Raw genomic sequence first — 23,076 nt, forward strand, 5'->3', positions numbered from 1 at the left:
TCGCTATCTAAGCGTTTGGTCGAGTGGTGCGTAGCCTCAAGTCTTTCTCTCGCGCTGCCTGGAGCATCCGTGCCATGAGTTCTGCTTCTCTTATAAAGACCCCACCGCAAAAGGTGACGGTCAACGGTTGGGTGTTTTACACCTCCACTGCCTTGATATTGTTGCTGACTGCCATTTTGATCATCGCCCCCGAAGAAGCAGGCCGCGTACTGGGTGTTGCCCAGGAATGGCTGTCGCGCAGCTTCGGCTGGTACTACATGGTGGTGATCGCCGCTTACCTGATTTTCGTCGTGGGGCTGGCGTTTTCGTCCTACGGCAAGCTGAAACTGGGGACCAAGCAAGACACCCCCGACTTCAGCTACGGCGCCTGGGCCGGGATGCTGTTCTCGTCCGGTATCGGTATTTCGCTGTTGTATTTCGGCGCTTCCGAGCCCCTGGATCACTACTTCAATCCCCCTGAAGGGGTATCGGGCAGCCACGAGGCCGCGCGCCAGGCGCTGCAACTGACTTTCCTGCACTGGGGTCTGCACGGCTGGGCGATTTACGCACTGGTCGGTCTGGCCGTGGCTTACTTCGCCTATCGTCACAACCAGCCGCTGGCCCTGCGCTCGGCGTTGTATCCGTTGATGGGTGAACGCTGGGTCAAAGGCGCTGCGGGCCACGCAGTAGACGGCTTCGGCATGTTCGTGACGTTGCTTGGCCTGGTGACCAATCTGGGCATTGGCTCGATGCAAGTGTCGTCGGGGCTTGAGAACCTGTTCGGCATGGAGCACAGCAACACCAACTTGCTGATCGTGATCATCGTGATGAGCACCGTGGCCACCATCGCGGCGGTCTCGGGCGTTGAGAACGGCATTCGCCGTCTGTCCAACCTGAACATCGTGCTGTTCAGTGGCTTGCTGATTTTCGTGCTGTTGTTCGGCCCGACCCTGCACCTGCTCAACGGCTTTGTGCAAAACACCGGCGACTACCTCAACGGTATCGTCATGAAAACCTTCGACCTGTATGTCTATGAAGGCGACACCAAGAAGACCGAAGGCTGGTTGGGTCTGTGGACCCTGTTCTACTGGGCCTGGTGGATTTCCTGGGCCCCGTTCGTCGGCATGTTCATTGCGCGTATTTCCCGCGGGCGGACCGTGCGTGAACTGGTAGCGGGCGTATTGCTGATTCCGTTGGGCTTCACCCTGGCCTGGTTGTCGATCTTCGGTAACTCGGCCCTGGACCTGGTGGTTAACCAGGGGGCGGTGGAGTTGGGTAAAACGGCGCTCGAACAGCCGTCGATGGCAATTTACCAACTGCTTGAGCACTACCCTGCCTCGAAAATTGTGATCGGCGTGTCGATCTTTGTCGGCTTTGTACTGTTCCTGACCCCGGCGGATTCCGGTGCGGTAATGATGGCCAACCTGTCCTGCAAAGGCGGCGATGTGGATGAAGACGCCCCGCACTGGTTGCGCATCTTCTGGTCGGTGGTGATTACCCTGGTGACCATCGGTCTGTTGTTTGCCGGTAACTTTGCCGCCATGCAAACCATGGTGGTGCTGGCCGGCCTGCCGTTCTCGGTGGTGCTGATCCTGTTCATGTTCGGCCTGCACAAAGCGATGCGCCAGGACACCCAGATGGAACAGGAACAGGCTGAACTGGCGGCCCGTGGTCGCAGCGGCTTTTTCAGCGAGCGTTTGACCGCCCAGGACCTGCAGCCGACCCAGGCAGTGGTGCAGCGCTTTATGGACAAGCACGTGACCCCGGCACTGGAAGAAGCAGCCACGCAACTGCGTGCCCAAGGCTTTGATGTACAGACCCTGCTGGGTAAAGCCAAGCGTTGCATGGGCGTGCGTGTCGAGATGGAAGAAGGCAACCCGTTTGTCTACGAAGTCAGCCTGGACGGCTACATGGCGGCACCGGGCGAGTCTGGTCAGGATGAAGTGCGCAACCGTTACTACCGGGCTGAAGTGTATTTGCATAACGGCAGCCAGGAGTACGACCTGATGGGCTTCACCCCAGAGCAAATCAGCCGTGACGTGCTCGACCAGTTTGAAAGCCATCGCCAGCTCCTTGGGCGGGTTTACAGCTAAATTCACGTCCCTCCTGCAGGAGCGGGCCTGTTCGCGAGCCAGTTTGAACAGCTCGCGAGCAAGCTCGCTCCTACAAGGTCAGTTACGGGCACCTAGCCCAGGTTTTTGCCCAGCAGCGCGTGATACAGCTCGGTATCGCCGAGTATCCCCACCACTTTCTGATTGTCGTGCAGCACCAGCTTGTTGCCGGTCTGATAACGGATTTGCAGCGCGTCGCGCATGCCGATTCCCGAGTCCACCAGGGTCGGGCCACGCCCCAGTCCTTCCACTGCCTGCCCATGGCTCCAGTGCTGCAAGTCCACGTTGCTGGCACCCTGGCGCACGCCCTTGATGGTGTTGCCTTCTGCCAGATCAATCCACGAGTCGTCCCCCGGATCTATGCACACCGAGCCGTTGATGCGTTTGCAGTTGTCCAGCGTGCGCATCAGGCTGCGCCCGCACAGTACGTTCAGGGGGTTGGTATGGGCGACGAAGGTGCGCACATAGTCGTCTGCCGGGTTGAGCACGATTTCTTCAGGCTTGCTGTACTGAATGATCTTGCCGTCTTTCATGATCGCGATGCGGCTCCCCAGTTTCAGGGCTTCGTCCAGATCGTGGCTGACAAACACAATGGTCTTGCTGAGCTTGCGCTGCAGCTCCAGCAATTCGTCCTGCAAGCCCTGGCGAATCAGCGGGTCCAGTGCCGAGAAGGGTTCATCCATCAGCAAAATATCGGCGTCCATGGCCAGTGCCCGGGCCAGGCCGACCCGCTGCTGCATGCCGCCGCTCAGTTCATCCGGCTTTTTGTTGCGCCACTGGGTCAGGCCCACCAGCTCCAGCTTTTCGTCCACCAGCGCGCGGCGTTCCTTCTCGGGCCGGCCCTGCATCTCCAGACCAAAACTGATGTTCTCGCGTACGGTCAGCCATGGCATCAGGGCGAACTTTTGAAACACCATGGCGATGCGCTGGGTGCGCATCATTTTCAGTTCGGCCGGGGTGCAGGATGCGATATCGATCTGCTTGCCTTCATGCTCCACATACAACTGGCCACGGCTCACGGTGTTAAGCCCGTTGATACAGCGCAGCAAGCTGGATTTACCCGAGCCGGACAAACCCATCAGCACGCAGATTTCGCCTTTGTCGATGTCCAGGCTGGCGCTCTCGACGCCGACAATCTGTCCGGTCTTTTTCAGGATCTGATCCCGTGACAGCCCTTGGTCCAGCAGGCCCAGGGCCTCGCGCGGATCTTTGGCAAAGATAACGTCAACCTTGTCGAAGCGGATAATGCTCATGCGTCAGCTCCTTTCTTGGCTTCCGGCTGCTTGCAGATCCGGTCGAGCATGATCGCCAGCAATACAATTGCCAGCCCGGCCTCAAAGCCCAGGGCGATGTCTGCGGTGTTCAGTGCGTTGACCACCGGTTTGCCCAAGCCGTCGGCACCCACCAGGGCAGCAATCACCACCATCGACAGCGACAGCATGATGCATTGGGTAATCCCGGCCGCGATGCTGGGCATGGCATGGGGCAGTTCGATGCGTGTGAGCAGCTGGCGGCGCGAACAGCCAAAGGCCTTGCCGGCATCGAGCAGTTCATGGGGTACATCGCGAATCCCTAGGTAGGTCAGGCGAATCGGCGCGGCAATGGCAAAGACCACGGTAGAGATCAGCCCCGGCACCACACCCAGCCCGAACAGGGTCAGGGTCGGGATCAGGTAAACGAAGGTCGGCACGGTCTGCATCAAGTCCAGCACCGGGCGCATGAAGGTGTAGAACATGGGTTTGTGCGCCGCCAGAATGCCCAGCGGCACCCCGATGATCACGCAGACAAAGGTGGCGAACAGCACCTGCGCCAGGGTTTCCATGGTCTCTTGCCAGTACCCCAGATTGAGGATCAGCAGAAACGACAGTGCCACAAACACCGTCAGCCCCCACTTGCGTTGAATAAAGTGCGCGAGCAGTGCAATCAGTCCGATAAACACAAAGGGGTTGAACCAGGTCAGCGCGAACGTCACGCCATGGATCATGGTTTCCAGCGTCAGCGCAATGGCGTCGAAGGTGCTGGCGCCGTGTTTGGTCAGCCAGTCGACGAAGCTGGCGATGTACTCGCCCAGAGGGATCTTGTGATCAATCAGCATGGTAGTGAACGTCCGCATGCAGGGGAATTGAAACGGAGCCGGGCGAGCGTGCCGTCCGGCGCCCGAGCTTACTTCGCGAGACTGGCCTTGACGGCCTCAAGGCCCGGCTTGCCGTCGATAGTGGTCACGCCCGCCAGCCAGGTGTCGAGCACTTGCGGGTTCTGTTTAAGCCAGGCTCTGGCCGCCACGTCCGGTTTGGTCTTGTCATCGAGCACCTTGCCCATCAGGGTGCTTTCCATGTCCAGGGTGAACACCAGATTCTTCAGCAACTGGCCGACGTTCGGGCATTCCTGGGTGTAGCCCTTGCGGGTGTTGGTGTAGATGGTTGCCTGACCATAATTGGGGCCGAAGAACTCATCGCCACCGGTGAGGTATTTCATCTTGAAGCGGGTGTTCATCGGGTGCGGTTCCCAGCCCAGAAACACCACCTCGGTGCCACGGCGCTGGGCGCGATCGACTTGTGACAGCATTCCGGCTTCGCTCGACTCCACCACCTTGAAGCCTGCGTCCTTAAGGCCGAAGGCGTTTTTGTCGATCATGGTCTGGATCATGCGATTGCCATCGTTGCCGGGTTCGATGCCGTAGATTTTGCCGTCCAGTTCCTTCTTGAATCTGGGCAGGTCGGAGAAGTCTTTCAAACCCTTGTCATACAGCGCTTCGGGCACGGCCAGGGTGTATTTGGCGTTCTCCAGATTGGCCCGTACGGTCTCCACCGTTCCGGCATCGCGGTAAGCCTTGATGTCGTTTTCCATGGTGGGCATCCAGTTGCCCAGAAACACGTCCATGTTCTTGCCATCGGCCAGTGACTTGTAGGTGACGGGTACTGAAATCATGGTGGTTTTGGTTTTGTAACCGAGGGCCTTGAGCACCTCGCTGGTGACGGCGGTGGTGACGGTGATGTCGGTCCAGCCGACATCCGAGAAGTTAACGGTGCTGCATTGCGCCGGCTCGGCAGCCTGGACGATCACGGGCAGACTCAACAGTGCAGCCAGCAACAGCGACGGGGAATGTTTCATGGAACGACTCCTGGGTGTCTGGGTGGCGGTTTCCGAATCGAAAAGCCGCACGTATCAGTTGCGGTTGGGCGATGCCCGGCAGGGGTTTGGCCGCGCATCTGGCAATCGAGTCGAGACTGATCATGTAACAGTGAAATTCAAACGCCTACAGGGTGCGTCGCATCCAGTACAGGGAGGGTCGTATCTGGTACTTGGGAGGTCGTATATGGAAAATTCCGCTGCTGAAACTGCCTTTTCCAGCTGTCTGCACCGTATAAAACGGCGAGGGCGCTGGCAGGCAAAGCCGGGTCGTAGCTGGACGTTTTAGCTGATTGAAAACCGCCCATAGTGCGGGCATTCACCCCCGAGGCTTTGTGCTCATGGCTATCAGCGTGTTTGACCTGTTCAAGATCGGCATCGGTCCCTCCAGCTCCCACACGGTCGGGCCCATGCGGGCGGCGGCGCTGTTTGTGCAGGGCTTGCGCGAACGCGGCCAGCTGCAACAGGTACGGCGTATCGAAGTGCAGCTTTATGGCTCGTTGTCTGCCACCGGGATCGGCCATGGCAGCGACAATGCAGTGATCATGGGCCTGATGGGCGAATGGCCGGACGTCATCGACCCGGCCTGCATTGGCGAACGCATCGAACAGTTGCGCGAGACCCGGACCCTGCTACTGGACGGTTATCTGCCAGTCCCGTTCGAGTGGGCGCAAGACATGCGCCTGATCGACGAAAACCTGCCGTTTCATCCCAATGCCATGACGCTGGTCGCCGCCAGTGAACAGGGCGAGCTGCATCGCGACAGCTATTACTCGGTGGGCGGCGGCTTTGTGGTGGACGCTGCGCAAGCGGCCAGCGGTGTGCTGGACATGGACCGGACCCTGTTGCCTTATGACTTCTCCAGCGCTGGCGAGCTGCTCGAACTGTGCGCCAGACATCACCTGAGCGTGGCGGCCCTGATGATGGCCAATGAACGCACATGGCGCAGTGAAGAGGAGATCCGCTGTGGCCTGATCAAGCTCTGGCGCGCCATGCAGGACTGCGTGGAGCAGGGGCTGAAGCATGAAGGCATCCTGCCCGGCGGTTTGCATGTGCGTCGCCGCGCGGCGCGCCTGCACCGCAGCTTGCAGGAATTGGGCAAACCCAATGTCATCGGCTCGACCCTCAGCGCCATGGAGTGGGTCAACCTGTTTGCACTGGCGGTCAACGAAGAAAACGCAGCGGGCGGGCGCATGGTCACGGCGCCCACCAACGGCGCGGCGGGCATCATCCCGGCGGTACTGCACTACTTCATGAAATTCAGCGACGAGGTCAGCGAAGCCCATGTGGTTGACTATTTATTAAGCGCGGCGGCGATCGGCATTCTGTGCAAAAAGAACGCCTCCATTTCCGGGGCCGAAGTGGGGTGCCAGGGCGAGGTCGGTTCAGCCTGCGCCATGGCCGCCGCCGGGCTGGCGCAAATCCTGGGTGCCACCCCCGAGCAACTGTGCAACGCGGCCGAAATCGGTCTGGAGCACAACCTGGGCCTGACCTGTGACCCGGTGGGCGGGCTGGTGCAAGTGCCCTGTATCGAGCGCAACGCCATCGCTGCAGTCAAAGCCATCAATGCGGCCCAAATGGCCTTGCGTGGCGATGGCCAGCACTTTATCTCGCTGGACCGGGTGATCCGCACCATGCGCGACACGGGTGCCGACATGCACGACAAATACAAAGAGACCTCACGGGGCGGGCTGGCCGTCAGCGCGGTGGAGTGCTGAGCACCGGATCACTGGGTCGCCCCCTCCTGTAGGAGCGAGCTTGCTCGCGAGCTTTCAAGATCAAAAGCTCGCGAGCAAGCTCGCTCCTACAGGTTTGTAGTCAGGTTTTCCGCGCGCTGTTTCAGCGCACACCGATCTCTTTTGGCGCATTCGTGCGCTTGGTGACATTCCGTCACGGCTCTGTTTCTGCCGCCTTCCCACAAGTGCTACCAATGTGCTCAAAAGCGCCGGGCTGTGCGTGTCGGGTCCTTTTAAACAATGCTTGTCAGCGGTTTGGTCAATACCCGCGCAGACACATTGCGACGTCGTTTTCAGGCTTAGTTGAATGGTCATTCAAGTTTAGGCATGGCATTTGCGTTGTGATTGCAAAGCCCCGTCAAACGAGGGCAATAACAAGAGCCTGTGCCTGGGGCCATCACCCGCATTGTGTGAGGAGATATCGCGATGACGTCGTTCAACTCCGGGGTTCAACCCCAGAACCGTACGCCTCAATCCATCGGCTTTCTGCTGCTGGACAATTTCACGCTCATTTCCCTGGCTTCCGCGATAGAACCCTTGCGCATGGCCAATCAGCTGTCCGGTCGCGAGTTGTATCGCTGGAGCACCCTCACCGCAGATGGCAGTCAGGTATGGGCCAGCGACGGCCTGCAAGTGACCCCCGATGCAAGCATGTACAAGGCCCCGGCACTGGACATGGTGATTGTTTGCGGCGGTATCGGTATTCAACGCACTGTTACCCGCGAGCACGTTTCATGGTTGCAAAGCCAGGCGCGCCAATCGCGCCGTCTGGGCGCCGTATGCACCGGCAGCTGGGCCCTGGCCTACGCCGGTCTGCTGGACGGCTTTGATTGCAGCGTGCACTGGGAATGTCTGGCCTCCATGCAGGAAGCCTTTCCGCGGGTCGCCATGAGTACCCGCCTGTTTACCCTCGACCGTAGCCGCTTTACCAGTTCGGGCGGTACCGCACCGCTGGACATGATGCTGCACCTGATCAGCCGCGATCATGGCCGTGAGCTGTCGGCGGCCATTTCGGAAATGTTTGTGTATGAACGCATTCGCAACGAACAGGACCATCAGCGGGTGCCGCTCAAGCACATGCTTGGCACCAACCAGCCCAAGCTGCAGGAAATCGTGGCATTGATGGAGGCCAATCTCGAAGAGCCCATCGACCTTGATGAGCTGGCGGTGTATGTCACCGTATCGCGACGTCAGCTGGAGCGCCTGTTTCAGAAGTATTTGCACTGCTCGCCATCGCGTTACTACCTCAAGCTGAGGCTGGTACGGGCGCGGCAGTTACTCAAGCAGACACCCATGTCGATCATTGAAGTGGCAGCGGTGTGCGGCTTTGTTTCTACCCCGCATTTCTCCAAGTGTTACCGCGAGTATTTCGGTATTCCGCCACGGGATGAGCGAGTGGGCTCCAACACCGCGCAACAGACAACCCTGATCCCGATTCCGCAGTCACTGCTGATGACGCCGCTGGCCGGCCCCATGTCTGCCTTGAATCAGGCGCGCAACGAATCGACCTTTGCCAGCGTACGACTGTAACGCCGCAAAGCCTTCTGCAGGCGCGAGCTTGCTCGCGAGCATTTCAGCGAAGAGCTCGCGAGGCAAGCTCGCTCCTACAGAGATGGGGGCAGGCAGAGGTGGGGTCAGGCCATTTTGCTTTGCTTGAATTGCGCCAGCCCCGGCAGCAGCTGTTGATCTATGGCCTGGCGCACCGCCGGCAAAATGGTCGCGCTGCCGGTGTAGAGTTTTTCTACCAGGCCCTTGAGTGCGCGAGCATTGGTTTCATTCAGTCCACAGACCACCGTCGTACAGGCTTGCTCGGCGCTGCCAGACACCTCAAACCCCAGTGAGCGCAGTTGGCCCAGCAGGTCTTGCTCATCAATCAAATCCGCGTGCATCATTTTTTTATCCTTCTACAGAGGCGCGATCGAACTCGATTCTGGTACGGCTTGGTCAAGGGGGCAAGGGGCGGTCTGACGATATGTCCGGGATGCCTAAGCGCAGGTCGTTTTCGGCTAAGTGCCGGTGCACTGGGCTGTGCACACTGACTTTCGCGGCATCGTCGATGGTTTGGTCACCCTCTCGGCATCACACAGAGTTAGCCCCGAACCTGTCACGGCAGGTCCGGGGCTTTTTTCATGCTCTGGCGGTGCCGGGCAAACCGATCACCCGGCCCACATAAGCCGGTTTGGGCAGGTCTCCCTGGCGGGTTTCAATTGCCTGCAACAACGCCAGTGAATGTTCGCTGAACGGTGCCGAGTGCGGGCCTGCAAGGTCGACATGCAGCAGCATTTGCTCATTGCCGGCCAGGGTTTGCTCTTCGCCGATCAGGTGCAGGCTGTGATAAAGATGCAGGCGCTTTTTATCATGGCCGATGATCTGGGTGCGCACTTCGACCCGGGCGCCGAGCTTCACTTCGTGCAGGTAGTTCATGTGCACTTCCAGGGTGAACAGCGAATGGCCGCTGGCTTCGCGATTCTGGCTGTCGAGTCCCAGGTGGTCCATCAGCCCATCGGTGGCATAGCTGAAAATCAGCAGGTAAAACGCGTCCCGCAAATGGCCGTTGTAATCGACCCAGTCTTCAAGAACGGGGGTGCTGTAGGTGGTGAGGATGGGCATGCAGAACCTCGCTCAATCGTTGATGGCAATGCCGTGTTTGAGTTTGGTCGCGTTCACCGCTTCCATCACCGCCAGCAGGCAATCGTCACGATAGCTCTCCAGCGCGGCAATGCTGTGGCTGCCCAGTTGTTCAGTTGTACCTTCAACCACGTCGTCGATCAGTTTTTCGCTGAGTTCCGGCGCCGGCAGGTAGGTCCACGGCAGTTTCAGGGCCGGCCCGAACTGGTTCATGAAGTGCCGCATGCCCGCATCGCCACCGGCCAGGGTGTAGGTGAGGAATGTGCCCATGAACGACCAGCGCAAACCGGCGCCAAAGCGAATGGCATCGTCGATCTCGCCAGTGGTTGCCACCCCGTCATTGACCAGGTGCAGCGCCTCGCGCCACAGGGCTTCGAGCAAGCGGTCAGCGATAAAACCCGGTACTTCCTTGCGCACATGCAAGGGGCGCATGCCCAGGGATTTATAGACCTCGATCGCAGCCGCAATGGCTTGTGGTGCAGTTTTTTGTCCGCCCACCACTTCCACCAGCGGCAGCAAGTACACCGGGTTGAACGGGTGGCCGACGATGCAGCGCTCGGGATGGGTGGATGTCTCGTAGAACTCGCTGGGCAGCAGGCCCGAGGTGCTGGAGCCGATCAGTGCATCGGGTTTGGCGGCAGCGCTGATTTTGCTGTGCAGCTCGAGTTTGAGATCGAGCCGCTCGGGTGCGCTTTCCTGAATGAAATCGGCGTCGCGTACACATTCTTCAATGGTGCTGACAAAGCGCAGGCGGTCCTGGGACGCGCCTTTGCCGAGGCCGCTTTTTTCCAGCGCCGGCCAGGCCTTGGCCACGCGCTTGCGCAGGGCGGCTTCGGCACCGGGGGCAGGGTCCCAGGCCACCACGTCGAGGCCGTGGGCCAGTGCGCGGGCGACCCAGCCGCTGCCAATGACACCGCTGCCAAGGGCGGCGAAGGTTTTGATGTTAGTGATAAAGGTCATGGGCGATTCCTGATCAAAATTCGGTCTTAAACCTGTAGGAGCGAGCTTTTCGCTGTTTCGCTGAAGAGCTCGCGAGGCAAGCTCGCTCCTACAGGTGGGCAGGTGGGCAGGGGGAGGCGGGGTTAGTGGCGCTGGCTCAAACCCATCTTTACCCGGCCTTCAGCCGGGGTCAGCACCCTGGCGCCAAGGCGGCTGAGGATTTCTGCGGCACGCTCCACCAGCTGTCCGTTGCTCGCCAGTACCCCGCGATCCAGCCACAGGTTGTCTTCCAGCCCGACCCGGACGTTGCCGCCGAGCAAGACCGCCTGGGCAGCCATGGGCATTTGCATGCGACCAATGCCGAACCCGGCCCACACCGCATTGGCGGGCAGGTTGTCGACCATGGCTTTCATGCTGGTGGTGTCTGCCGGAGCACCCCAGGGGATGCCCAGGCACAGCTGGAACAGCGGGTCGTCGAGCAGGCCTTCCTTGATCATTTGTTTGGCGAACCACAGATGGCCGGTGTCGAAAATCTCCAGTTCGGCTTTGACTCCCAGCTCCTGAATGCGCTTGGCCCCCGCCCGCAGCTGCGCCGGGGTCGAAACGTAAATGGTGTCGCCGTCACCGAAGTTCAGGGTGCCGCAGTCCAGGGTGCAGATTTCCGGCAGCAAGGCTTCGACGTGTGCCAGACGGGTCAGCGGCCCGACCAGATCGGTATTGGGGCCAAACTCCATCGGGTTCTCGCCGGGGCCGATGTGCAAGTCACCGCCCATCCCGGCCGTGAGGTTGACGATGATGTCGATGTCGGCCTCGCGGATGCGCTCCATCAGTTCGCGGTACAGCGCCACATCACGGCTGAACTGACCGGTTTTCGGATCGCGCACATGGCAATGCACCACTGTGGCTCCAGCCTTGGCCGCTTCCACGGCGGCGTCGGCAATTTGCTTGGGCGTGATCGGTACCAGGTGGCTGCGGGCGCTGGTGTCGCCGGCACCGGTGAGTGCGCAAGTGATGATGACGTCGTGGTTCATGGGGCATTTCCTTTGGGCGTAGAGCGCCACGCCGCTGCCGTTGCAGGCGGCGGCCGAGGGGCTCGGTGTTGAATTATTTGGCGCTGAGTTTCAGGTTCCCTGCAGCGGGTTTGCCGTCCGCTGTGGTAACACCTTCGAGCCAGCGCTGCTGGTCTTGCGGGTGGTCCCTGAGCCACTGGCGGGCCGATGCCCGGGCGTCTTTGTGATCCAGCAACGGCTGCATCATGCGGCTCTCGTCATCGGCGCTGAAGGTCAGGTTGCTCAGCAAGCGGCTGACGTTCGGGCAGCGGCTGGCGTAGTCCGGCGTGGTCACTGTCCACACCGTGGCCAGGCCTTCATTCGGGCCCAGTGCGTCTTCACTGCCGGTCAGGTAGGTCATTTTCTGGTTGATGTTCATCGGGTGCGGGGTCCAGCCAAAGAACACAATCGGTTCATTGCGGTTGACCGCGCGGGTCACGGCCGAAAGCATCCCTGCCTCGCTGGATTCCACCAGCTGGAACTTGCCCAGGCCAAAGCGGTTTTGCTCGATCATGGCCTTGATCTGGGTGTTGGCGCCGGAGCCCGGTTCAATCCCGTAAATCTTGCCCCCCAGTTCTTTTTCGAATCGGGCAATGTCAGCAAAGCTTTTAAGGCCCTTGTCGCTCATATAGGTCGGCACGGCGAGCATGGCCTTGGCATCTTTAAGGCTGGGCTCGGCCAGCACCGTCACCTGTCTGGCATCGACAAAGGGGGTGATGCTCTGGTTCATGATCGGGTTCCAGTAGCCCAGAAACATGTCCAGCCGGTTGTCACGTATCCCGGCGAAGATGATTTGCTGGGAGGCGCTGGTCTGTTTGGTTTTGTAGCCGAGACCGTCGAGCAGGGTTTGCGCCATGGCGCTGGTGGCGATCACATCGGTCCAGTTGACCACGCCCATGCGTACGTTCTTGCACGATGGATCTTCACTAGCCAGCACATAGGGGCTGAGTACCAACAAGCAACAGCTGATCAGTCGTTTCATGGAGCGGGCCTCGGCAGGTTGTTATTAGGTAGCCGGTGTCTTTGTGCACCGTGACGCCAAGTTACCGAGGTCGGGTATTGCTTAACCGCACTGGAGCGACGGGCTTTTGCACTGTAGCGACCTGAGTGTGTTTCAATCCTGCGAACTGACTGCACGAGCGCCTCCATGCCCAAGGACTTTTATTTCCTGCTGCTGCCCGGCTTTTCCTCGTTGGGCTTTATTTCTGCGATTGAGCCGCTGCGGGTGGCCAACCGCTTTCGCGGCGAGCTGTACCGCTGGCACGTGCTGAGCAGCGACGGTGGCGCGGTACCGGCGAGTAACGGCATGTCGGTCAATGCCGAGGCAGGGCTGGAGGCGCTCACCGCAGGGGCGACGTTACTGGTGGTGGCCGGTTTCGAGCCACTGGCCCATGTCACGCCGGCACTGATTCACTGGCTGCGGCGTCTGGACGGCGAAGGGGTAAGCCTGGGCGGGATCGATACCGGCAGTTTTGTGCTGGCCGAGGCGGGCCTGCTCGACGGCTATCGTCTGACCCTGCACTGGGAAGCGCTGGAGGCGTTCAAGGAATCATGGCCGCGGTTACAGGTCACGCAAGAGCTGTTTGAAATCGACCGCCGACGGATTACCTGCGCGGGCGGTACGGCCTCTATCGACATGATGCTCGATCTGATTGCCCAGGCGCACGGCCCGGAACTGGCTATCGAGGTATCAGAGCAGTTCGTGCTCGGGCGTATCCGCCCGCGCAAGGATCACCAGCGCATGCAAGTTGCCACGCGTTACGGCATCCGTAACAAGAAGCTGGTGCAGGTGATTGGCGAGATGGAGCAGCACACCGAGCCGCCCCTGAGCATTTCGCAACTGGCACTGAGCATCAACGTCACCCAGCGCCAGCTGGAGCGCCTGTTCCGCCTGCACCTGAACGATACTCCGCGCAACTTCTACCTTGGCCTGCGCCTGCACAAAGCCCGGCAACTGCTGCGCCAGACCGACATGAGCGTGCTGGATATCAGCCTGGCCTGCGGTTTTGAATCACCGTCGTACTTCACCCGCAGCTATCGCGCGCGATTTGCCTGTGCGCCGCGACAGGACCGGGTCGGTTAACCCTTGAGCAGCGCCGCACACGCAGCCTTGTACGCATCATGCTGATATTTGTTCAGCGAGGCGGGCAGCTCGAAAGCGTGCTTTTTGAATTGCGCGTTGAGGGTTTGCGGTGACAGCAATTGCACCTCGCAAGCGTCCAGCAACTGGATGATGCCTTCGATTTTGAAGGTGGTCGGCCCGCCGGCGAACTCGCCTTTTTTGCTGCGCTTTTTAATCGCGATGCGGGTGATGGCGTTGGTCTTTACAAAGGCTGTGACCTGCGCGGCGAAGGCTTTGACGTTGAGGGCATCGTCATCATCGTCGAGGGCGATTTTCTTGGTCGCAATGGCTAGATGTTGAAGACCGTCGGGGCCCTGGGTGGCGACGGCGAAGATCGCTTCGCTGCCTTTGATATCGATACCGCAAATAGTCATAAAAACCCTGGATTTAAATAAGGCATCTGATCTGTGGGAGCAGGGTGGTTATTCCTGCCCGATCGATTCCAGAAACTCCGAACGATCATCGCTCATGCGGGCCATGCAGTCGTTCTGGGCAATGTTGAAGGTCTCGGTGCCGGATGTGGCAGGGAACACCACAATCGCGCAGTCGGCGTCACGCTGGTGCAACCACAGCGCCTGAGCGGTCTTGATCTTGCTGATGATGTTATTGAGCTGAGTTGCGTTTGAGCCGTACATCGAGTTCATTCGCGTCTGCAGGGCTTCGTAATTTTCGGTCAGCAACAGCTCGGCCGCATTCTTGCTGTACGCCGAACACGCCAGGGTTTGCTGGTCGTTTTCCACCGCATCGCACGGGTTGTAGTCGGCATCATCGGCTGCGTACGCACCGCTTGTGATCAACGCCAAGGCCAGGAGAATCGATTTCATTGCGGCTTCCTAATCCATAGATGGGACGGATTCTGGCTTATGCGTGGGCCAAAGAACAGCCACGCAGCATAGGTCATTACTTTGGCGCCGAGGGCTTTGTCGCGGATTGACGCTTTCGGCAATTGCGCTGTCGCTTTTGCACCCGGCTGTTTTTAACCCCGAGCCTATGCTGGCCCCAAAGCGCCGGCAGACGATTCGGCGCCCATAAGGGGACGCCTGATGAGCCCAGCCGAGTTGCACGCAGACAGCATCGTTATCGACGGGCTGATCATTGCCAAATGGAGCCGCGAACTGTTCGAAGACATGCGTAAAGGCGGCCTCACAGCAGCCAACTGCACGGTGTCGGTGTGGGAGGGTTTTCAAGCCACGATCAATAATATCGTGGCCAGCCAGACCCTTATTCGCGAAAACAGCGACCTGGTGATCCCGGTAAAAACCACTGCGGATATTCGTCGGGCCAAGGAACAGGGCAAGACCGGTATCATTTTTGGCTTCCAGAACGCCCACGCCTTTGAAGACCAGCTGGGCTATATCGAGATCTTCAAGCAGCTCGGAGTCGGCGTGGTGCAGATGTGCTACAACACGCAAAACCTGGTGGGCACCGGCTGCTACGAGCGTGATGGCGGGCTCTCGGGCTTTGGCCGCGAAGTGGTGGCCGAAATGAACCGCGTCGGGATCATGTGCGACTTGTCCCATGTGGGTTCAAAAACCTCGGAAGAGGTGATCCTCGAATCGAAGAAACCGGTCTGCTACTCGCACTGTCTGCCGTCCGGCCTCAAAGAGCACCCGCGCAACAAATCCGACGCCGAACTTAAATTCATCGCCGACCACGGCGGTTTTGTCGGGGTGACCATGTTCGCGCCATTTCTGGCCAAGGGCATCGACTCCACCATTGACGACTATGCCCAGGCCATCGAGTACACGATGAATATCGTCGGCGAAGATGCGATCGGTATCGGCACCGACTTCACCCAGGGTCACGGTCAGGACTTCTTCGAAATGCTGACCCACGACAAGGGCTATGCCCGGCGTCTGACCAGCTTCGGCAAGATCATCAACCCGCTGGGCATCCGCACTGTGGGTGAGTTCCCCAACCTCACTGAAACCCTGCTCAAGCGCGGTCACCCCGAGCGCGTGGTGCGCAAAATCATGGGCGAAAACTGGGTCAACGTGCTCAAGGACGTCTGGGGCGAATAGCCGAACAGCTCCTCGTAGTCGCTGCCGAAGGCTGCGATGAGGACTTCTTGAAAAACGGGCTGCTTCGCAACCCTTCGCAGCCTGCGGCAGCGACTACATAGATTTGTTGAATTTCTGGAGTTTTGTTCCATGGCTAAAATCGCCCCGCAATTGCCTATCGAAGTCGACAGTGAAACCGGTGTCTGGACCTCTGACGCCCTGCCCATGCTCTATGTGCCACGGCATTTTTTCGTCAACAACCATATGGGCATCGAGGAGGTGCTGGGCGCTGACGCCTACGCCGAAATCCTCTACAAGGCCGGCTACAAATCCGCCTGGCACTGGTGCGAAAAAGAAGCCGAGTGCCACGGCCTGGAAGGGGTCGCGGTGTTCGAGCACTACATGAAGCGTCTGTCCCAGCGTGGCTGGGGCCTGTTCGAAATCCAGGACATCGACCTCGATAAAGGCACTGCCACCATCAAGCTCGAGCACTCCTGTTTCGTCTACGTGTACGGCAAGGTCGGGCGCAAGGTCGATTACATGTTCACCGGCTGGTTTGCCGGCGCCATGGATCAGATTCTGCAGGCCCGTGGCAGCCACATTCGCACCCGCGCCGAGCAGATTTATAGCGGATCGGAAGAGGGCCACGACCACGGCCTGTTTATCGTCAAGCCGTTGTAAGTCGAGGATCGGGATATGGCGTTCGAAGCAATGTTTGAGCCGATTCAAATCGGCAAACTGACCATCCGCAACCGCGTGCTCAGCACTGCCCACGCCGAGGTGTATGCCACCGATGGCGGCATGACCACTGAGCGCTACGTGCAGTACTACGAAGAAAAAGCCAAGGGCGGTATCGGCCTGGCGATTTGCGGGGGGTCATCGGTGGTGGCCATCGACAGCCCCCAGGAGTGGTGGAGTTCGGTCAACCTGAGCACCGACCGCATCATCCCGCACTTCCAGAACCTGGCCGATGCCATGCACAAGCACGGCGCCAAGATCATGATCCAGATAACCCACATGGGCCGCCGCTCACGCTGGGACGGCTTCAACTGGCCGACCCTGATGTCGCCGTCCGGGGTGCGCGAACCGGTGCACCGTGCCACCTGCAAAACCATCGAGCCGGAAGAAATCTGGCGCGTGATCGGCAACTACGCCAGTGCGGCAGGGCGCGCCAAGAAAGGCGGGCTGGACGGGGTCGAACTGTCGGCGGTGCACCAGCACATGATTGACCAGTTCTGGAGCCCGCGGGTCAACAAACGCACTGATGAATGGGGCGGCAGTTTTGAAAACCGCATGCGCTTCGGCCTCGAAGTACTCAAGGCCGTGCGTGCCGAAGTCGGTCCGGATTTCTGCGTCGGCATTCGCCTGTGCGGTGACGAATTTCACCCCGATGGCTTGAGCCACGAGGACATGAAACAAATCGCCAAGTACTACGACGACACCGGCATGCTCGACTTTATCGGCGTGGTCGGCTCGGGCTGTGATACCCACAACACCCTGGCCAACGTGATCCCCAACATGAGTTTTCCACCGGAGCCGTTTCTGCACCTGGCCGCCGGGATCAAGGAAGTGGTCAAGGCCCCGGTGCTGCACGCGCAAAACATCAAGGACCCGAATCAGGCCACGCGGATTCTGGAAGGCGGTTACGTGGACATGGTGGGCATGACCCGTGCCCACATCGCCGACCCGCACCTGATCGCCAAAATCAAAATGGGCCAGATCGACCAGATCAAGCAATGCGTGGGCGCCAACTACTGCATCGACCGCCAGTACCAGGGCCTGGACGTGCTCTGTATCCAGAACGCCGCCACCTCCCGGGAATACATGGGCGTGCCGCATATCATCCAGAAAAGTACCGGGGCCAAACGCAAGGTGGTGATAGTCGGCGCCGGGCCTGCCGGCATGGAGGCGGCGCGGGTAGCCGCGGAACGGGGTCACGACGTGACCCTGTTCGAGAAAAAGGATGTCATCGGCGGGCAAATCACCACCGCCTCCAAAGCCCCGCAACGGGACCAGATGGCCGGCATTACCCGCTGGTTCCAGCTGGAACTGGCGCGCCTGAACGTTGATCTGCGTCTGGGCACCGCGGCAGACCCGGCGACCATTCTCGATCTGCGTCCCGACATCGTGGTGCTGGCCGTGGGTGGGCATCCGTTTGTGGAGCAGAACGAACACTGGGGCGCCGCCGAAGGGCTGGTGGTCAGCAGCTGGGACGTGCTCGACGGTAAGGTTGAGCCGGGCAAGAACGTGCTGGTGTACGACACCATCTGCGAGTTTACCGGCATGTCCGTCGCCGACTTCATGGCCGACAAAGGTGCCCAGGTCGAGATCGTGACCGACGACACCAAGCCCGGGGTGGCGATTGGCGGCACCTCATTCCCGACCTACTACCGCAGCCTGTACCCCAAGGAAGTGATCATGACCGGGGACATGATGCTGGAGAAGGTCTACCGCGAAGGCGACAAGCTGATTGCCGTTCTGGAGAACGAATACACCGGCGCCAGGGAGGAGCGGGTGGTGGACCAGGTGGTGATCGAGAATGGCGTGCGTCCGGATGAAGAATTGTATTACGGGCTTAAACCGGACTCGCGCAACAAGGGCCAGATCGACGTCGAAGCGCTGTTTGCGATCAAGCCGCAACCGTGCCTGAGCGAGCCGGGGGACGGTTACCTGCTGTTCCGCATCGGTGACTGCGTGGCCCAGCGCAACGTACATGCCGCGATCTATGACGCACTCAGGTTGTGCAAGGATTTCTAAGCACGTGTGAATAACTCCGGGAGCTGGCTTGCCGGCGATGAGGCATAGGCAATTGCCAGCAACATCGCCGGCAAGCCGGCTCCCACAGGATTTGCGCAACCCCTGAGGTCTTCGGGAGCTTCACCATGCTCAATATTGTTCTCCCTGTTCTGTTATTCGCTGCCCTCGGTCTGGCCGTCATCGGCGCCGTGCGGCGGATGCATATGTGGCGTCGTGGCCGCCCGGCCAGGGTCGATCTGCTCGCTGGCCTGCTGGCCATGCCCCGGCGTTATATGGTTGATCTGCACCACGTGGTGGCCCGTGACAAGTACATGGCCAATACCCACGTTGCCACTGCCGGGGGCTTTGTACTGGCGGCGTTGCTGGCGATTCTGGTGCATGGCCTGGGGCTGCATAACCGCATCCTCGGCTACGCCCTGCTGGTGGCCACGGCGCTGATGTTTGTCGGCGCGCTCTTTGTGTTCAAACGTCGCCTCAATCCACCGGCCCGCCTGTCCAAAGGCCCGTGGATGCGCTTGCCAAAAAGCCTGCTGGCATTTTCGCTGAGCTTTTTTATCCTCACCTTGCCGGTCGCCGGTTTGCTGCCCCAGGACTTTGGCGGCTGGTTGCTGGCAACCCTGCTTGGGGTGGGAGTGCTGTGGGGCGTGGCGGAGCTGTTCTTCGGCATGACCTGGGGCGGGCCGATGAAGCACGCCTTCGCCGGGGCTTTGCACCTGGCCTGGCATCGGCGCGCCGAGCGCTTTGGCGGTGGCCGTTCTACCGGCTTGATGCCTTTGGACCTGGATGATCGCAGCGCGCCCCTGGGGGTGGAAAAACCCAAGGACTTCACCTGGAACCAGCTGCTGGGTTTTGACGCCTGCGTGCAATGCGGCAAGTGCGAAGCGGCGTGCCCGGCCTACGCTGCGGGCCAGCCGTTGAACCCGAAGAAACTGATTCAGGACATGGTGGTGGGGCTTGCGGGCGGTACCGATGCGCACTTTGCCGGCAGCCCGTACCCGGGCAAACCCGTTGGTGAACATGGCGGCAACCCGCATCAACCCATAGTTGACGGTCTGGTGGATGCGGACACCCTGTGGTCCTGCACCACCTGCCGTGCCTGTGTTGAGGAGTGCCCGATGATGATCGAGCACGTGGATGCCATCGTCGACATGCGCCGCTTTCTGACCCTGGAAAAAGGTGCAACCCCGAACAACGGCGCCCAGGTGCTGGACAACCTGATCGCCACCGACAACCCCGGCGGTTTTGCACCGGGCGGGCGGATGAACTGGGCTGCAGACCTGAATCTTGATCTGATGCGCGATAAACCCTCGGTGGACGTGCTGTTCTGGGTCGGTGATGGCGCCTTCGACATGCGTAACCAACGCACCCTGCGGGCATTCGTCAAGGTACTTAAAGCCGCCGGGGTCGATTTTGCGGTACTGGGGCTCGAAGAGCGCGACAGCGGTGACGTGGCCCGGCGTCTGGGCGACGAAGCGACCTTTCAGGCGCTGGCCCGACGCAATATCCGGACCCTGGGGCAATACCGTTTCAAACGCATCGTGACCTGCGATCCCCACAGTTTCCACGTACTGAAAAATGAATATGGCGCCTTTGGCGGTGAGTACCTGGTGCAACATCACAGCACTTACATGGCCGAACTGATCGACCAGGGCGCTCTTGCCCTGAACGCGGATACGGGCGGCAGCGTGACCTATCACGACCCCTGTTATCTGGGGCGTTACAACGGCGAATACGAGGCTCCCCGCGCGGTATTGCGCGCGCTGGGCATTGAAGTCAAAGAGATGCAGCGCTCGGGCTTTCGCTCACGCTGCTGTGGCGGCGGCGGTGGTGCCCCCATTACTGACATCCCCGGCAAACAACGGATTCCCGATATGCGCATGGACGACATCCGCGAGACCGGCGCCGAGCGTGTGGCGGTGGGATGCCCGCAATGCACGGCCATGCTCGAAGGCGTGGTCGAGCCACGGCCGCTGATCAAGGACATTGCCGAACTGGTGGCTGAAGCTCTGATTGAACCGATCGTGCCCGCCAAAGCGCCCAGCCGCGCAGCCCCGGAGGTGATGGTATGAGTGACATTATCCGCCGCGACCCGCGGGCCGAGTGGATCGCCCGCAACCGCCTGCACCCGCTGCATGCCGCCATGCAGCCGGCATCCGCCAGCTGGATGGGGCCCAACGGGGTGCTGCGCAAAAATGTACATGGGCTGGGGTTTATCGGCCCCAACGGCATCAAGCGGATCGATCGCAGTGGCGCGCAACAGGGCGGCACGGTCAAACGCGCGGCCAGTGAACAAGTGCAATTGCCGCTGCATCAGGTGCCGGCGCCGGCGTTTTATATCTGCGTGGTACCGGATATGGCCGGTGGCCGCCTCGCCAGTCACGACCGCGATGTGCTTGGCCTGGCCCGGCAACTGGCGGGCAGCGACGGCGCGGTGCTGGCAGTGGTGTTTGGCGAGTGCAAAGAAACGGCCTTTGCCAGGGCCGGGGTAGACCGTTTGTTGTTATTGGACAGCGAAGGTTATGCACCGGAGCAACGGGTTCACGATTTACGGGCTGTGGATAACCAGTTCGCGCCCAGACACTGGTTGCTGCCCGACAGCCGCAATGGCGGTGCAGAACTGGGCCGTCGTCTGGCTGCGAGCCTGGGCCAGCGCCCGGCCACCCGGGTGTGGCAAATCAAGGACGGAACCTGTCTGGGACGAGCCGGGGCCGGCTTGCAGGATCTGGCGCAGCCGTTGCCACGGTTGATTCTGGCCGCTGCCGAGTGCGCCGAGCCGGTCAGTGAAACCCTGCATGAAGCATTGCCTGTGCAGTTATCCACAGATGCGCCGCGTTGCCTGCCCCGGATTGAAGACCTGGGTGCGGTTGCGGTGGATCCTGCGGCGACGCCCATGGCAGAGGCCGAATTTATCCTCAGCGGCGGTAACGGGATCAAGGACTGGGGACTTTTCCACAGGGCTGCAGCAGCGCTGGGGGCTACCGAAGGCGCGTCACGGGTGGCGGTGGATGACGGCTTTATGGGGCGTGAGCGTCAGGTGGGGGCCAGCGGTACCTGGGTTACCGCCCGGGTCTATGTTGCGGTCGGCATCAGCGGCGCGATCCAGCATCTGCAAGGGATTGGCGGGTGCGACAAGGTGGTGGCGATCAACCTTGATCCGGGTTGCGACATGATCAAGCGCGCTGATCTTTCGGTGATTGGTGACGGTGCGGCAATTCTGCAGGCGTTGATTGCGGCTGTGGATAACTGGCGCAAGAGCGCCAGGCGCGATGCCGCCTGATTGTCCTGAACCCCTGTGGGAGCGAGCTTGTCTCGCGAGCTTTTAAACAGATCGCGAGGCGAGCTCGCTCCTACAGTCTGTTTACAGTTTTGGAGATTCGCTTATGACCATTGCCACCGTTGCACTGGTTTCAATCGGCGCCCACCCGGCTTCCGGCCGGGCCCGCCGCGCTGAACAGGATGCCCGGGCTGTCGAGCTCGGTCTGCAACTGGCTGGGGATAACCTGCATGTACTGCATGCGGGCAACCCCCATGAGCCGGCGCTACGCGCGTATCTGGGCATGGGCCTGGAGGAGCTTCACGTACTTGAGCAGGCGCACGGGGCCGATGCGCTGCCGGTATTGCGCGACTACATCCGCGAAGCCGGGGTGCAGGTGGTACTCGCGGGCAGCCAGGCGGAAACCGGCGAAGGCTCGGGCATGTTGCCGTATCTGCTGGCCGAGCAACTGGGCTGGCCGCTGGTGGTGGGAGTGGCTCAGGTTGAATCTATCCACAACGGTGTCGCGCTGGTGTTGCAGGGATTGCCCCGTGGTCAGCGGCGCCGGCTCAAGGTGCGCCTGCCGTTCATGGCCACTGTGGATAACGCTGCCCCCAAGGCCCGCCAAAGTGCCTATGGCCCGGCTACCCGTGGGGTGGTCGATGCCGAAGTGGTTGAGGTGATTGTTGATGAGTTATCCACAGTGGGTGTTTTCCAGCCCGCCAGACCCCGGCCAAAGCGTCTCAAAGTGATCAGGGCCAAAAGTGCCGCCGACCGTATGAAAGCAGCCACAGCCAAGGCCACTGGTGGTAGCGGTCAAATACTCAAAGGCTTGAGCAGCGAAGAGGGGGCACAGGCGATTTTGAAGTTATTGATCGAAGAAGGCGTGGTGCGCTGAGTTGCCCACAAAGTCTGTTAGCGCTTATGTGGATAAGTTGTTTGCTGTCGGCTAAGCGCTATACGGATCAAGGCTTACAGGCTTCTGATCAAAAAACGCTCAATTGCTCCGGTTATCCACTGTTCGACACTCAAACCCTTTAAAAATCGGGACTTTAAAGGGTTTTCCACAGTAATGGGGGGCGGTGCATAAGTTGCGCACAATCTCTGTTGGCGGATGTGTGGATAAGGTGTTTGCGGTTGCTTGCAGGCCATGTATCCCGTGGTCTGTAAGGTTTTGTACAAAAAATAGCCAATCACTGTTTTCGGGATAACTTACCCACTTCCCCACAATTGCTGTGGGTGTGACTGTGGATAAGATGTTGGTGAAGGGCTGCGGGCCTTTGATTGTATGGGGTGTAGCCAGATGGTCAAAAAATAGCCAGTAGGAGCGAGCTTGCCTCGCGAGATTTCAACAGCTCGCGAGCAAGCTCGCT

At 60.1% G+C, this 23,076-nt stretch carries 20 protein-coding genes; 10 read left to right on the plus strand and 10 right to left on the minus strand.

What is annotated here, in order from left to right:
- Positions 1-131: 131 nt before the first annotated feature.
- Positions 132-2,072 carry a BCCT family transporter gene (locus JQ848_RS01765; RefSeq protein WP_232286863.1) on the plus strand — a complete coding sequence of 647 codons (1,941 nt, stop codon included), beginning with the start codon at positions 132-134 and terminating at the stop codon, positions 2,070-2,072.
- Between the two features lie 92 nt (positions 2,073-2,164).
- On the opposite strand, the gene choV is transcribed toward JQ848_RS01765, so the two are convergent.
- The 3 genes from choV to JQ848_RS01780 form a co-directional block, all read right to left on the minus strand.
- Positions 2,165-3,343, minus strand: coding sequence for a choline ABC transporter ATP-binding protein (gene choV, locus JQ848_RS01770; protein ID WP_004419578.1), 1,179 nt, complete (start codon positions 3,341-3,343; stop codon positions 2,165-2,167).
- Complete coding sequence (gene choW / locus JQ848_RS01775) at positions 3,340-4,185, minus strand: choline ABC transporter permease subunit (protein ID WP_004419575.1); 846 nt, start codon at positions 4,183-4,185, stop codon at positions 3,340-3,342. The genes choV and choW overlap by 4 nt, the downstream gene beginning before the upstream one ends.
- A gap of 68 nt (positions 4,186-4,253) precedes the next feature.
- Positions 4,254-5,201: a choline ABC transporter substrate-binding protein gene (locus JQ848_RS01780; protein ID WP_004419573.1), complete on the minus strand. Its 948-nt coding sequence runs from the start codon at positions 5,199-5,201 to the stop codon at positions 4,254-4,256.
- Between the two features lie 359 nt (positions 5,202-5,560).
- Here JQ848_RS01780 and JQ848_RS01785 point away from each other — a divergent pair, with 359 nt between their 5' ends.
- Both JQ848_RS01785 and gbdR read left to right on the plus strand, forming a co-directional pair.
- A complete protein-coding gene (locus tag JQ848_RS01785; protein WP_004419571.1) occupies positions 5,561-6,937 on the plus strand; it encodes an L-serine ammonia-lyase in 1,377 nt (458 codons plus the stop codon).
- A gap of 444 nt (positions 6,938-7,381) precedes the next feature.
- The gene (gene gbdR / locus JQ848_RS01790; RefSeq protein ID WP_004419569.1) at positions 7,382-8,485 is read left to right on the plus strand and encodes a choline metabolism transcriptional regulator GbdR; all 1,104 of its coding nucleotides are present in this window, start codon (positions 7,382-7,384) and stop codon (positions 8,483-8,485) included.
- A 104-nt stretch (positions 8,486-8,589) separates the two neighbouring features.
- On the opposite strand, the gene JQ848_RS01795 is transcribed toward gbdR, so the two are convergent.
- The 5 genes from JQ848_RS01795 to choX all read right to left on the minus strand — a co-directional run bounded on the left by JQ848_RS01795 (position 8,590) and on the right by choX (position 12,553).
- Positions 8,590-8,847, minus strand: coding sequence for a hypothetical protein (locus JQ848_RS01795; RefSeq protein WP_004419567.1), 258 nt, complete (start codon positions 8,845-8,847; stop codon positions 8,590-8,592).
- 235 nt (positions 8,848-9,082) lie between these two features.
- A complete protein-coding gene (locus JQ848_RS01800; RefSeq protein WP_202210216.1) occupies positions 9,083-9,565 on the minus strand; it encodes a thioesterase family protein in 483 nt (160 codons plus the stop codon).
- 12 nt (positions 9,566-9,577) lie between these two features.
- Positions 9,578-10,543, minus strand: a complete 966-nt coding sequence (locus JQ848_RS01805; RefSeq protein WP_004419563.1) for an L-carnitine dehydrogenase — start codon at positions 10,541-10,543, stop codon at positions 9,578-9,580.
- Between the two features lie 122 nt (positions 10,544-10,665).
- On the minus strand, positions 10,666-11,553 hold the full coding sequence (locus JQ848_RS01810) for a 3-dehydrocarnitine:acetyl-CoA trimethylamine transferase CdhC (protein WP_004419561.1): 888 nt from the start codon (positions 11,551-11,553) through the stop codon (positions 10,666-10,668).
- Between the two features lie 73 nt (positions 11,554-11,626).
- A complete protein-coding gene (gene choX / locus JQ848_RS01815; protein WP_161719922.1) occupies positions 11,627-12,553 on the minus strand; it encodes a choline ABC transporter substrate-binding protein in 927 nt (308 codons plus the stop codon).
- Between the two features lie 165 nt (positions 12,554-12,718).
- Here choX and JQ848_RS01820 point away from each other — a divergent pair, with 165 nt between their 5' ends.
- A complete protein-coding gene (locus JQ848_RS01820) occupies positions 12,719-13,654 on the plus strand; it encodes a GlxA family transcriptional regulator (protein ID WP_127196517.1) in 936 nt (311 codons plus the stop codon).
- Here JQ848_RS01820 and JQ848_RS01825 read toward each other — a convergent pair.
- Together JQ848_RS01825 and JQ848_RS01830 are read right to left on the minus strand one after the other, a co-directional pair.
- The gene (locus JQ848_RS01825) at positions 13,651-14,067 is read right to left on the minus strand and encodes a DUF3010 family protein (protein WP_004419555.1); all 417 of its coding nucleotides are present in this window, start codon (positions 14,065-14,067) and stop codon (positions 13,651-13,653) included. The genes JQ848_RS01820 and JQ848_RS01825 overlap by 4 nt on opposite strands.
- Positions 14,068-14,115: 48 nt before the next feature.
- Complete coding sequence (locus JQ848_RS01830) at positions 14,116-14,517, minus strand: lysozyme inhibitor LprI family protein (RefSeq protein WP_004419553.1); 402 nt, start codon at positions 14,515-14,517, stop codon at positions 14,116-14,118.
- Between the two features lie 219 nt (positions 14,518-14,736).
- On the opposite strand from JQ848_RS01830, the gene JQ848_RS01835 reads away from it, so the two are divergent.
- The 6 genes from JQ848_RS01835 (at position 14,737) to etfB (ending at position 22,601) form a co-directional block, all read left to right on the plus strand.
- Entirely contained in the window at positions 14,737-15,714 is a 978-nt protein-coding gene (locus tag JQ848_RS01835) for a dipeptidase (protein WP_004419552.1), read from the plus strand.
- Positions 15,715-15,843: 129 nt separating this feature from the next.
- Complete coding sequence (locus JQ848_RS01840) at positions 15,844-16,374, plus strand: 4-vinyl reductase (protein WP_004419551.1); 531 nt, start codon at positions 15,844-15,846, stop codon at positions 16,372-16,374.
- Between the two features lie 15 nt (positions 16,375-16,389).
- Positions 16,390-18,450 (plus strand): dimethylglycine demethylation protein DgcA, encoded by a 2,061-nt coding sequence (gene dgcA / locus JQ848_RS01845; protein ID WP_004419549.1) that lies wholly within the window; start codon positions 16,390-16,392, stop codon positions 18,448-18,450.
- A gap of 125 nt (positions 18,451-18,575) precedes the next feature.
- Complete coding sequence (gene dgcB, locus JQ848_RS01850) at positions 18,576-20,519, plus strand: dimethylglycine demethylation protein DgcB (RefSeq protein ID WP_202210217.1); 1,944 nt, start codon at positions 18,576-18,578, stop codon at positions 20,517-20,519.
- A complete protein-coding gene (gene etfA / locus JQ848_RS01855; protein ID WP_010656686.1) occupies positions 20,516-21,727 on the plus strand; it encodes an electron transfer flavoprotein subunit alpha in 1,212 nt (403 codons plus the stop codon). Before dgcB ends, etfA begins: the two co-directional genes overlap by 4 nt.
- Before the next feature lie 103 nt (positions 21,728-21,830).
- Positions 21,831-22,601, plus strand: coding sequence for an electron transfer flavoprotein subunit beta (etfB, locus tag JQ848_RS01860; RefSeq protein WP_010656685.1), 771 nt, complete (start codon positions 21,831-21,833; stop codon positions 22,599-22,601).
- The last annotated feature ends 475 nt before the right edge of the window (positions 22,602-23,076 follow it).

This window comes from Pseudomonas paraversuta (genome assembly GCF_904067025.1).
GTDB classification, from domain to species: Bacteria; Pseudomonadota; Gammaproteobacteria; order Pseudomonadales; family Pseudomonadaceae; genus Aquipseudomonas; species Aquipseudomonas paraversuta.